This is a genomic window from Novosphingobium sp., from assembly GCF_039595395.1.
GTDB lineage: Bacteria > Pseudomonadota > Alphaproteobacteria > Sphingomonadales > Sphingomonadaceae > Novosphingobium.
The window spans coordinates 3,349,172-3,360,489 of sequence record NZ_JBCNLP010000001.1; the positions used below are offsets into that span (position 1 = coordinate 3,349,172).

The window sequence follows — 11,318 nt, forward strand, 5'->3', positions numbered from 1 at the left end:
TTCTAATAATGGCGTAAATGAGAGGAGAGTCAATCGGCCAAATCAGGCGCCGTCGCCCGCAGGCTTCACATCAGCGCATCGCTCATCAAAAAGGCGGCGATCATCTGCGCAAGATCCTTTTTCAGCACCAGCCAGTCGCCTTCCCAGGCCGAGGTGCTGATGGTGCCGAAGCCCAGATAACGCGCAATCGCGGCATAAAGGATGCGGAAGGTGCTATCGACCGCGCGCTCCGGGTCCTTCACCTTCATCTCGCCGCGATGGTCCAGCAGCGCCTCCTTGATGGCATTGGCCGTGCCCATATAGGAGGCCTTGCCCACCGAGGCGACCAGCGCATCGGTCGAGGCCCGCGCCATCAGTGGCCGCATCTGCGGACCAAATTCGCGCAAGGTCTCCGCCAGCGTCTCGACCAGCGCCACCACCAGCGAGGGCAGCGCGGCATGCCCGGCCCGTGCCTGCCCGATCCGCGCGAACATCGCGGTGTCCAACTGCTCCAGCACGCGCAGTTGCACGGCATGCAGCAAGGCATCCTTGCTCTCGAAACGGTTGTAGATCGAACCGATCGAGACCTTGCCCTTCTTGCTCACCTCCAGCAGCGTGAACTCATCGTTCCCACGCTCGATCAGCAGAGCCTCGGCGGCGGCGAGCATCCGTTCGTAGGAAGCCTTGCTGCGCCCTTGAACAGGAGCGCGCAGGGCGGTGGCAAGGCCAACATCGTCTTTTGTCATACCGCTTTGTCGGCAAATGACAGCGGCGCGTCAACCGGGACTCGACAAACACGAATCACAATTCTACTTTTATGTTGATTTCGGACGGCACCGCAGCCTGCCAATCGGCGTACCACGCCTGTTCATATTGCGCAGCAGCGGCACCCAGAACCTCCCCATCCCCGCGAAAAACCAAGCGAAAAAATCGGGGTTGCACGGTCCCACAAATTAGAATAGTAATTCTGATAACGCGTCGTGATCGTCACGGACAATCGATCGGGAGAGACACAGCAAACAGCGCCGGCACCCGCCGGTCCGCCTTCATCGGCGCCTTTTGCCCAACCGTGACCGTCCGAAGCGCCGCCCGGCGCATCACGACACCACCCTTTTCACAGCTTCAACCCCATGAGGACTACCATGCGCTTTTCGGTCTTTCTGAATGCCCGTTCGATGTCGCCGCAGGAGGATCGCGGGCTGATCCAGGATCTGACAGCCCATGCCACCAGCGCCGCCGCGCAGGGCTTCGACGCGATCTTCATGCCCGACCACCACTTCAACGGCTATATGCCCGTGGCCTCGGACAGCTTCATGTTCGCCTCCTATCTGGCCGCAAAGCTGCCGCAGATGCATTTCGGCTTTTCGGTGGTCTCGGTGCCGCTGCATCACCCGATCCGCTTTGTGGAGCGCATCAACATCCTCGACCAGCTCACCGACGGCAAGCTGCTGGTGGGCGTGGGCAGCGGCACCACGCCTGAGGAAATGATCGGTTTCGGCGTCGATTACCGCGATGCGGGCGCCGTCTCGGACCGCAACCTCGAACTGGCCGAGCAGCTCTGGGCCAAGGCGATGGAAGACCCCGCGATCGACTTCGAAAACGGGCCGCACAAGGGCCGCGTGCTGCAGCGCATCGCCCCCGCGCCCTACTCCAAGGGCCACGCCCGCCTGATGCCCGTCGCCATGAAGGAAGCGAGCAGCCGCCGCGCCGCCGCCAATGGCTGGCCCGCCTTTATCCCCGCCTTCACGCCCCCCAAGATCGGCGGCACCGAGCCTTTCACCCATGTGAAAAAGTGGTTCGACATCTACAAGGGCTTCCTGATGGAGGCCGGCCACAGCGATGAAATTGTGCGCAGCGCGCTCGACTGGACGACGCACACCTATCAGGTCGTGCATATCGCCGAAACCGACGAACAGGCCCGCGAGGAACTGGAGGTCATCCTGCGCTCCTATCAGGACGCGGTGGAGCGCGAGGCCGAGTTCAACAATCGCGCCGAGGCCGACAGCGCCAACAAGAAGACCGACCGCACCCCCAATGCGCTGACCGACGACTGGATCGGCACCTGGTGCCTCTATGGCTCGCCCGAGACGGTGATCGAGCACCTGAAGCCCTATCAGGAGCTGGGCATCGGCAACATTCTGTGCGGCACCACCACCGGTCCGCTGACGCAGCAGCGCCTGGCCTATGGTGAACAGACGCTGCGCCTGCTCTCGCAGCATGTCATGCCGGCGTTCAAGTAATGGCGCGCAAGATCGTCGGGTTGGGCGGAACCTTCCGCCTGGGCTCCTCCAGCGAGCGGCTGGTGCGCAGCGTGCTGTCCGCCTGCGAAGCGCTGGGCGCCGAAACGCATATGTTCGACGGGCCAGCCTTGGCCGCCCTGCCCCATTTCAACCCCGAAAGCCCGCAGCGCACCCCGGAACAGATCGCTCTGGTCAACGCCGTGCGACAGGCCGATGCTCTGGTAATCGGCACGCCCGGTTACCATGGCGGCCTCTCGGGTCTGGTGAAGAACGCGATCGACCTGCTGGAAGACACGCGCACCGACGCCCGCGTCTATTGGGACGGCATGCCGGTGGGGCTGATCGTCTCGGCGGCGGGTTGGCAGGCGGGCGGGGTCACGCTGGGCGCGCTGCGCGGCATCGTGCATGCCATGCGCGGCTGGCCGACGCCGGTGGGGCTGGCCATCAACTCCATCGAGCAGAAGCCTTTCGGCCCCGATGGCGCGCTGGTGGATGACGGCATCGCCGCTCAGGTCACGCTGATGGCCCGCCAGATCATGAGCTTCTCTCTGGAGAACATCCCCGCATGACGCTTCCTCTCGCAGATCAGGCCCGCCTCACCGCCGGGGCCAGCATGTGGACCACGGCCGCCGTGCCCGAAGCCGGCATCCCCTCCCTCACCCTCAGCGACGGCCCGATGGGCATTGCCAGCGGGCGGGTGGATGAGCGCGATGTCGCCCTGCTCAGCCCCTGCGCCACCTTGCTGGGCGCCAGCTTCGATGTCGATCTGGCGCGGCGCGTCGGTTCGCTGGTCGGCGGGGAAGCGGTGGCGCGCGGCGTGGACATGGTGCTGGCCCCCAATGTCAATCTGGCGCGCAGCCCGCTGGCCGGGCGCGCTTTCGAATATTTCTCGGAAGACCCGCTGCTGGCGGGCGTGCTGGGCGCGGCATGGGTGCAGGGGCTGCAGAGCACCGGCACCGGCGCCTGCCCCAAACATCTGGTCTGCAACGACAGCGAGACCGACCGCGACCATATGAACGCCGTGGTCGACGAACGCACCTTGCGCGAAGTCTATCTGCTGCCTTTCGAACTCTGCGCGGCGGCGGGCGCCGGGGCGATGCTGACCGCCTACAACCGCGTCAACGGCACCTATTGCGCCGAACACGGCCAGATCACCACCATCGTCAAGCAGGAATGGGGCTTTGATGGCCCGCTGATCAGCGACTGGTTCGGCACGCATGACACGCTGGGCAGCCTGAAGGGCGGGCTCGATCTGGAAATGCCCGGCCCGGCGCGCTTTATGGGCGCCCATACGCTGGCAGCGGTGGAAGCAGGCGACGCCACGGCCGAACGCCTTGCCGATGCCGCGCAGCGCGTGGCCCATGCCGCACGCCGCTTTGGCGCGCAGAAAACCTTGCCCAGGCTCGACACCGAAACGGTGTTGGTCGAGGCCGCCGCCGCCGGCATGGTGCTGCTGAAGAACGAGGGCAAGCTGCTGCCCCTCGCCCCCGGCGGCAAGATCGCGCTGATCGGGCCCAATGCCGCCAACCCCTGCTATCAGGGCGGCACCTTTGCCAAGATCGCGCTGTCGCCCGATGCCATCCGCCCGCTCGAAGCCTTGCGCGCGGCCTGTCCGGGGCTGGTCTATGAGCCCGGCGTCGATCCGCAGCCCCGCCTGCCCGCCATGCCGGTCAGCCCGATCTCGGGCGATGCGGCACGCGGCATGACGGTCGACTATTTCGCCAGCTCCGACATGAGCCAGCCGCCGATCAGCAGCGAAACGCGCGACACCAATTCGCTGGTGTGGTTCGTGGGCGTCCATGATCAGGGCGTGTTCGACGCCCCCGCCGCCATCCGCGCCAGCGGCTGGTTCACGCCTGAAACCACCGGCGAACATCGCTTCTACGCGGGCGCCACCGGCATGGTGCGCCTCTGCGTCGATGGCGAGACGCTGATCGACAAGCGCGAGAAGATGGCCGCCCGCGACGTGATGGGCAGCCTGAAGCGCGGCGACGCCGAAAGCGCGACGCTGCATCTGGAGGCCGGGGTCAAGGCGCTGGTCGAGGTGGAGTTCCACTATGACGGCGCCCGCGTCCATGGTCTGTGGTACGGCGTGCGCGGTCCCGATAGCGCTCAGGCGATGCTGGAGCGCGCGGTGCAGGCTGCCCGCGAGGCCGACACCGTGATCCTGATGGTGGGCGAAACCTCGGACTCCAGCGTGGAGAGCAAGGATCGCCCCGACACGCGCCTCCCCGAGGACCAAATCCGCCTGATCGAGGCCGTCTGCGCGGCCAATCCGCGCACGGCGATCGTAGCCAATATCGGCCATGCCTTTGACGCGACATGGGGTGCTCAGGCGGCCGCGCTGATGCTGGCGTGGTATCCGGGCGAAGGCTTTGGCCCGGCACTGGCCGATGTGCTGACCGGCGCGCGCGAACCGGGCGGGCGCCTGCCCGTGACGCTGGCCCGCGCGGAGCAGGATTACCCGGCGCTGGGCCTGACGCCCGATGGGCAAGGCAATCTGCCCTACAGCGAAGGCATCGCCATCGGCTATCGCGGTCTGGCGGCCAGGGGTGTGGAGGCGCTTTACGCCTTTGGCGAGGGGCAAGGCTACACCAGCTTCGACTGGCTGTCGGCAACGCCTGCGCAGGGCGGCATCACCGTCCGCCTGCGCAACAAGGGCACTCGCCCCGGCAGCGAGGTGGTGCAGCTCTATCGCCAGCAGCCCGCGTTGGCGCTGATCGGCTTTGCCAAGGCCCATCTGGAGCCGGGCGAGGAAGCGGATCTCTTCGTCCCCATCGAACCGCGCATGCTGCGCATCTGGAACGGCGGCTGGCAGCAACTGCCCGGTGGCCTGCCCGTCGATGTGGCGCGCAGCAGCCGCGACACGGTGTTCACCGTCACGCTGTAAAACAAAAGGGCGGTTGATTAGATCAACCGCCCTTTCTTTTTGCGTAGCATTGATGTCGATCAGCCGGTGACCGCCACCCTTTGCCCAATCGCGCCAAAGGGCGATCCACCCGGCGCCAGAGCCTGCATCGCCACATGATCGCCATGGTGCAGGAAAGGCGTGGCAGGAGCCCCACCCGCGATCATCTCGATGGCGCGGCGTTCCGACAGGCAGCACGAACCCACCGTGGCGTAATCGGCATTCGACACCGTGCCCGAGCCGATCACCGTGCCTGCCACCAGATCGCGGCTGCGCGCGGCATGGGCGACCAGTTCGTGGAAACCAAACTGCATCTCGCGCCCGTGAGGATGGCCGAACCATTCACCATTGAGCGTCACCTCCAGCGGCAGATGGACGCGGCCATTCTGCCAGGCTTCACCCAGCGCATCGGGCGTAACGGCAAAAGGCGCCACCGAGCAGGCAGGCTTGGCCTGAACCCAGCCGAAGCCGGTCTTCATCTCGATGGGAGCGATGGCGCGCAGCGACCAGTCGTTGATCAGCACCACCAGCTTGATGTGCTGGAGAGCCTGTTCCGCCGTGGTGCCCATCGGCACGGCATCGACGATCACGCCGAACTCACCCTCGAAATCGATGCCGTCGGCCTCGCTGGGCAAGGGCACATCGGCATGGCCGGACAGAAAACGGTCCGACAGGCCCTGATACATCAAGGGGCGGTCGGTCTCGATGGGGGGCAGGTTGAAGGCCTTCTGCATCAGCGCGCCATGCTGCGGGAAGGCCGAGCCATCCAACCATTGCCATGAGCGCGGCAGAGGCGCCAGCAGGCGGCTGTGATCCAGCGTTCCGCCCGCGCCCTGCTCCACCAGAGCTGACATGCGGCGCAGCATGGGCTCCGCAGCATCCCAGTTCTCGATGGCCGCAAGCATGGTGAGGCCCGGCGCGCTCAGATAGCTTTCGCCATCGCGTGAGACCACCACCAGTTCCCCATCCGCCTTGCCGTTTTTCAGCGTGGCAAGGCGCATCAACCGGCATCCTCGATGATCGCGACGGCGCGCGTCCAGCCAGCCGAGGCGCCCTTGATCTTGTACGGGAAGCAGGAGACCGTGAAGCCGTGCGAGGGCAGCGCCTCAAGGTTGTGCAGCTTTTCCAGATGGCAGTAGCCGATGTCGCGTCCGGCCTTGTGGCCTTCCCAGATCAGCGAGGTATCGCCGGTTTCCTTCACCTTTTCCGCCGTATAGCTGAACGGCGCGTCCCAGCTCCAGGCGTCGGTGCCGGTCACCTTGACCCCGCGCGAGGTGAGGTAAATCGTCGCCTCATAGCCCATGCCGCAGCCGACATTGACGAAATCGGGACGGCCCAATGCCCCGCCCGCCGCCGTGTTGACCAATACGATATCGAGCGGCTGAAGTTCGTGACCGATGCGCTTCAACTCATCTTCCACATCCTGCGCGGTGACGACATAGCCATCGGGGAAGTGGCGAAAATCCAGCTTCACGCCATTCTGGAAGCACCATTCCAGCGGCACCTCATCGATGGTGATGGCGCGCTTACCGCCATCCATGGTGGGGTGGAAGTGGTAAGGCGCGTCGAGATGCGTGCCATTATGCGTCGTCAGCTTCACCCATTCGGCGGCGGCGAAACCGGCGCCATCGGGGGTGTCTTTCTGCTCCACGCCGGGGAAGAAATGGCCCAGTTCGGCCACCGTCTCGCTGTGGGTCTGATAGGTGATCTCGGGGCGCATGAAGGGCGGGTCGGAGACCACCTCGTTGCACAGGGTGATCGACAGGTCGATAAAGCGGCGGGTCATGCGACGTTGCCTCCCCCAAGATTTCCGGACAATGTTTCAGCGAACCAGTCGGCGATGTAATCGCGGCCATAGGCCATATTGTCGGCACCGACATGCTCGACCCCGCCTTCGCGGGCGGTGAAGATCTTCAATTCGCGGCGGGGCGAGTTGACGAGCTGGTCGTAGCAGTCATGGGCGTAATCGACGCTGATCTGGCGATCCTTCTCGCCATGGGTGACGAGGAACGGCACCTTCACGCCATCCATATGGCCGTTGAGGTTCATGCCCTCGGCCTTGGCGAGGAAGTCGTCCATATCGCTGGCGCCAAAGGCCCAGAAGACATGCGCCCAGTAATGCGGCACGGGGTTTTCGCCCTCGCGCTTCATGCGCTTGTGCTGCACCTCCAGCCAGTTGTGGTTGGCGCCCCAGCAGGCGCCGCTGGCAAAGCGCGGCTCATAGGCGACGGCGCGCGGCGCGAAATGGCCGCCCAGCGAGATGCCGGTCATGCCGATGCGCTTGGGGTCCACTTCGGGGCGGGCCTCCAGCCAGTCGACGGCCTTGCTGGCCCAATGCTCGCTGTGCGGATCAACCGGCAGGCCTTGCAGGCGCAGGGTCTCGCCGCTGCCCGGCTGATCGACGCAGAGGGTGGAGATGCCGCGCCGGGCCAAGGCCTCGGGCAGGCGCGACCAGTAGAGCAGCTCCTTGCAGCTATCGAGGCCGTTGCAATAGACCACCACCGGATGCGGGCCTTCGCCCTCGGCGCGGGTGTAGAGCGCGGGCATGAAACCCTGCTCTAACGGGATTTCGACCCGCTCGCGGTTGATCTTGCCCAGCTTGGTGGACTTTTCAAACGTGGCCAGCGCCTTGGCGTAAGTCTCCTGACGACCCGGATGGCCATGGCCCTGCATGCGCTCGGCGGTGATGAGATACAGCGCCGCACGCTCCAGCTTGTTGCTGGCGCTGATCAGGCGGCCCCTGGCCTCATCCTCGGCGGCGAGGTCCACCAGCTTGTCGCCCATCGCCGCCCATTGCTTCATGAAGGCCGGCGTTCCGGCATCGGCACCGCTGGCCGCCGCATCCTTGATGGGCTGGCACATATCGATGATCTCACCGATCTGCGCCCCCGATTCCATCGCGATCGAGACCGACAGGTTCCAGATATAGTTCGGGAAATATTCGAACAAAGCCACGAGCGTTACGCCTCCACCGGCTGGAACAGACCCTTGTCGGGGTGCGGATGCGGCATGGTCTGCGGGCCGCCGACGCCAATGCCCCACTGGTCCATCACCTTGGGGCCGGGGATGTGGACCTTGGCCTCATGCGTCTCGAAATCGACGTGGTCGAGGTCGGCGGTGTATTCCACCGCGAAGCCGGCGGGCGTGGTGAAATAGCTGAAGGTGTTGTTGCCCGCCGTATGGCGCCCCGGTCCCCAGCGCAGATCGGTGCCGGCCTGCTTGAGGCGGTTGATGCCCACCATCATGTCATCCACGCTCACCATATCATAGGCGACATGGTTGAGGCAGGGCGGCCCCGGCAGGATGGCGAAGCGGTGATGCGCATCGTTGCAGCGCAGGAAGCACATGAAGTCGCCCAGCCAGTCGGAGACCTTGAAGCCCAGCACATCGCAGAACCACGCGACCAGCGCCTTATGGTCGGGCGAGTGCAGTACGATATGGCTGATCTTCTGGGGAATGCCTTCCCAATGGGCGATCTCGCGGGGTTCGCGACGCGTCACGCCTGCGGAGATTTCAAAAGGCAGGCCATCCGGGCTGAAGAAACGGAAGCCATAGCCGCCGCCCAGCGTGTTCAGATTGCGCGGCGCGAAGATGATGCGCGCACCGGTGGCGGCGATCTTCTCATGCAGCGCATCAACATCGGCGTTGGTCTCCGCCGCCAGAGCGATCACATCGATGCGGGTGTCGTCATTCTGGCGCAGGCGGACGACATGGTGTTCCACCCCGCCCTCGGCGGCGAAATGGATCATGCCGTCCTGCTCGCCCACTTCGACCAGCTTCCACTGCTCGTTGTAGAAGGCGCGCTCGGCAGCCAGATCGGGCACGCCATAGCCGACATAGCGGATTTCAGTCACGCGGCTCATCATGGTAACTCCTTGAAAATCAAACTGGCTGTGCGACGACTTCAAACATCGCATGGGTGGCCTTGGCATTGTCGACCGGTAGCCCCTTGCCGATCTGCCCATGGCAGATGGCCAGACTTTCGCGCACGATATAGGCGCAGCGCTCGAAGCGGCGGGCGCGATAGGCGGTGAAGGCGTCCTCAGGCGTTTCGGCGCGGGTCAGTTCATCGGCCAGCACGATGCTGTCCTCGATGGCCATGCCCGCGCCCTGCCCCAGATGCGGCGTGGTGGCATGCACGGCATCGCCCAGCAGCACGACGCGACCCTTGTGCCACGGCCCCTCGACCAGCAGCACTTCGAGCGGGCGATAGACCACGCCCTCGTCATCGCTGATCTGCTGCGCCAGCGTTTGAATGGCGGGCGCCGTGCCGCCCAGCTTGCCGCGCATGGTGGCCGCCAGACCCTCGCGCGGATAGCGCGGATTGCCCGGCTCGGGCGTGGTGGCGTACATGTACATCAGCGTTTCGGAGACGGGCACCAGACCCACGCCGGTCGGCCCGTTGTAGACCTGAAGCACATCGAGATCGGCCGGGCGCGGGAAGTTGTAGCGCCACACGGCCTGCCCGGTGAATTCGGGATCGGGGCTGTCGGGGAAGATCGCCTTGCGGGTCTGCGAATAGACGCCATCCGCACCGATCACCAGATCATAGCGGGCCTGACTGCCATCAGAGAACAGTACATCGACGCCTTCTCCATCATCGGCCAGCGTGTCGGCGGTGATGCCCAGCCGGACTTCGGCCCCGCTGGCGATCGTGCGGTCGCCCAACACCTTGTGCAACGCCGGGCGCCCGATGCCGACATTGGCGGGCTTGCCCGGCACCAGCGGCGGGGTCGGCACGCGGGCGATCTTAGCGCCATTGGGCAGGAAGATCTCCACTGCATCGAAGCCAACACCCGCCGAAAGGTAATCGTCCAGCAGACCAAGCTGGTCCATCGCGCGCACCACATTCGACTGCTGGATGATGCCCACGCCATAGACTGACCATGTCGGATCGCGCTCGATCACGGTGACGGTATGCCCCTTGGCGCGCAGGGCGATGGCCGCAGTCAGCCCGCCGATGCCGCCGCCGACGACCAGTATGTTCAGCGCTTTCAACCCATCTCTCCGCTTGCTTATGCGGTGAGAGAATATCAGGCCATATCAATATAAAAAATCTATTGTTTGGATCAACATTCATCCATAATCTGGATCATGGAAGCCTCACGCAGCTTGGCCTTCATCCAGCCCAGCCCCTCATCCTGCGCCCGCGTGTGATGATATTGCACATGCTCCTCCATCACCGGAAAGGCGAAGGGCAAGGGCTGGATGCGGATCGGGAACATGCGCGCCGCCACCCGCGCCAGCCGCTCATGCATCACGCTGATGCGCGGCGTGTTGACCAGCAGCCAGGGCACCGTCGCGAAAGAGGCCGCCTCCACCTCCACCCGCCGCGTCTTGCCCAGCAGCGCCATATGCCGGTCCGCGAAAGAGGCGTTGATCCGCGCCCCGATTGCCACCGAAACATGGCCCGCCGCCAGAAAGGCCTCCTCATCCAGCGGCGCGGCCATCAGCGGATTGCCCGCCCAGCCCACCACCACATGGCGTTCCTCGAACAGCAGTTCGGCCGGGTTGTCGGGTGCCAGCCACTCCCTGGGGTTGATCGCCAGATCGACCTTGCCATCATCGAGCAGATGGCCGGTGTTCTCATCCGGATAGCTCAGTTTCAGGCGGACGCCCGGCGCCTCGATGGCAAGGCGCTCCTGCATCGGGGCGATCACCGCGGCGACCAGATAGTCCGAGGCGACGATGCGGAAGCTGCGCTGCGAGGTCGCCGGATCGAAAGAGGCCGAGGTGGCCAGCAGCGCCTCGATCCCGCCGAGGCACTGGCGCACCTGAGGCAACAGGCTTTCGGCAAAGGCGGTGGGATGCATCCGCTTGCCATGCGAGACCAGCAGCGGATCGCCGAAATAATCACGCAGCCGGGCCAGAGCAGCGCTCATCGCGGGTTGGCTGAGATTCATCTGTCGCGCCGTGGCCGAGACCGAATGGGTCTGCATCAGCCCGTCAAACACCGCCAGAAGATTGAGATCGAGACCACGAAAGCGCATGGCCTATCCATAGAACAGATCGCGGATCGGTTCATCTGTTGATTGGCCGGATGGAAAAACAAAAAGGGGCAGGGATTATACCCTGCCCCAGTTCGGGATCAGCCAGAGAGGACGCTGATCAGAACTTTTTTGGAAATCCGGCGAAAGCCGGATTTGCGGCACCGGCCCTCTCCCCCGCCCGGCCACCCATAGGATACTGCC

The 11,318-nt window shown here is 64.8% G+C and carries 10 protein-coding genes; 3 read left to right on the forward strand and 7 right to left on the reverse strand.

Going from position 1 to position 11,318, the window contains the following annotated elements; all coding sequences use genetic code 11:
- Window positions 1-65: 65 nt before the first annotated feature.
- A complete protein-coding gene (locus ABDW49_RS15360; RefSeq protein WP_343612882.1) occupies window positions 66-725 on the reverse strand; it encodes a helix-turn-helix domain-containing protein in 660 nt (219 codons plus the stop codon).
- Between the two features lie 396 nt (window positions 726-1,121).
- Here ABDW49_RS15360 and ABDW49_RS15365 point away from each other — a divergent pair, with 396 nt between their 5' ends.
- From ABDW49_RS15365 to ABDW49_RS15375, 3 genes are read left to right on the forward strand one after another with little or no spacing between them, the layout of a single operon-like run.
- Window positions 1,122-2,219, forward strand: a complete 1,098-nt coding sequence (locus ABDW49_RS15365) for an LLM class flavin-dependent oxidoreductase (protein ID WP_343612883.1) — start codon at window positions 1,122-1,124, stop codon at window positions 2,217-2,219.
- On the forward strand, window positions 2,219-2,788 hold the full coding sequence (locus ABDW49_RS15370; protein ID WP_343612884.1) for an NAD(P)H-dependent oxidoreductase: 570 nt from the start codon (window positions 2,219-2,221) through the stop codon (window positions 2,786-2,788). Before ABDW49_RS15365 ends, ABDW49_RS15370 begins: the two co-directional genes overlap by 1 nt.
- Window positions 2,785-5,109 carry a glycoside hydrolase family 3 C-terminal domain-containing protein gene (locus ABDW49_RS15375; RefSeq protein WP_343612885.1) on the forward strand — a complete coding sequence of 775 codons (2,325 nt, stop codon included), beginning with the start codon at window positions 2,785-2,787 and terminating at the stop codon, window positions 5,107-5,109. The genes ABDW49_RS15370 and ABDW49_RS15375 overlap by 4 nt, the downstream gene beginning before the upstream one ends.
- A gap of 59 nt (window positions 5,110-5,168) precedes the next feature.
- Here the strand turns inward: ABDW49_RS15375 and ABDW49_RS15380 are convergent, their stop codons facing one another.
- The 6 genes from ABDW49_RS15380 to ABDW49_RS15405 form a co-directional block, all read right to left on the reverse strand.
- A complete protein-coding gene (locus ABDW49_RS15380) occupies window positions 5,169-6,128 on the reverse strand; it encodes a fumarylacetoacetate hydrolase family protein (RefSeq protein WP_343612886.1) in 960 nt (319 codons plus the stop codon).
- Window positions 6,128-6,913 (reverse strand): cyclase family protein, encoded by a 786-nt coding sequence (locus ABDW49_RS15385; RefSeq protein WP_343612887.1) that lies wholly within the window; start codon window positions 6,911-6,913, stop codon window positions 6,128-6,130. The genes ABDW49_RS15380 and ABDW49_RS15385 overlap by 1 nt, the downstream gene beginning before the upstream one ends.
- Entirely contained in the window at window positions 6,910-8,082 is a 1,173-nt protein-coding gene (locus ABDW49_RS15390; RefSeq protein ID WP_343612888.1) for an alpha/beta fold hydrolase, read from the reverse strand. Before ABDW49_RS15390 ends, ABDW49_RS15385 begins: the two co-directional genes overlap by 4 nt.
- Before the next feature lie 5 nt (window positions 8,083-8,087).
- Window positions 8,088-8,990, reverse strand: a complete 903-nt coding sequence (locus ABDW49_RS15395) for a VOC family protein (protein ID WP_343614320.1) — start codon at window positions 8,988-8,990, stop codon at window positions 8,088-8,090.
- Between the two features lie 19 nt (window positions 8,991-9,009).
- On the reverse strand, window positions 9,010-10,125 hold the full coding sequence (locus tag ABDW49_RS15400; RefSeq protein ID WP_343612889.1) for an FAD-dependent oxidoreductase: 1,116 nt from the start codon (window positions 10,123-10,125) through the stop codon (window positions 9,010-9,012).
- A gap of 71 nt (window positions 10,126-10,196) precedes the next feature.
- Entirely contained in the window at window positions 10,197-11,117 is a 921-nt protein-coding gene (locus ABDW49_RS15405) for a LysR family transcriptional regulator (protein ID WP_343612890.1), read from the reverse strand.
- Between the last annotated feature and the right edge of the window lie 201 nt (window positions 11,118-11,318).

Excerpts from the sequence above, each read along its gene's own strand:
- ABDW49_RS15360 (WP_343612882.1), bottom strand. The coding sequence starts at position 725 with ATGACAAAAGACGATGTTGGCCTTGCCACCGCCCTGCGCGCTCCTGTT.
- ABDW49_RS15365 (WP_343612883.1), top strand. The coding sequence starts at position 1,122 with ATGCGCTTTTCGGTCTTTCTGAATGCCCGTTCGATGTCGCCGCAGGAG.
- ABDW49_RS15370 (WP_343612884.1), top strand. The coding sequence starts at position 2,219 with ATGGCGCGCAAGATCGTCGGGTTGGGCGGAACCTTCCGCCTGGGCTCC.
- ABDW49_RS15375 (WP_343612885.1), top strand. The coding sequence starts at position 2,785 with ATGACGCTTCCTCTCGCAGATCAGGCCCGCCTCACCGCCGGGGCCAGC.
- ABDW49_RS15380 (WP_343612886.1), bottom strand. The coding sequence starts at position 6,128 with ATGCGCCTTGCCACGCTGAAAAACGGCAAGGCGGATGGGGAACTGGTG.
- ABDW49_RS15385 (WP_343612887.1), bottom strand. The coding sequence starts at position 6,913 with ATGACCCGCCGCTTTATCGACCTGTCGATCACCCTGTGCAACGAGGTG.
- ABDW49_RS15395 (WP_343614320.1), bottom strand. The coding sequence starts at position 8,990 with ATGAGCCGCGTGACTGAAATCCGCTATGTCGGCTATGGCGTGCCCGAT.
- ABDW49_RS15405 (WP_343612890.1), bottom strand. The coding sequence starts at position 11,117 with ATGCGCTTTCGTGGTCTCGATCTCAATCTTCTGGCGGTGTTTGACGGG.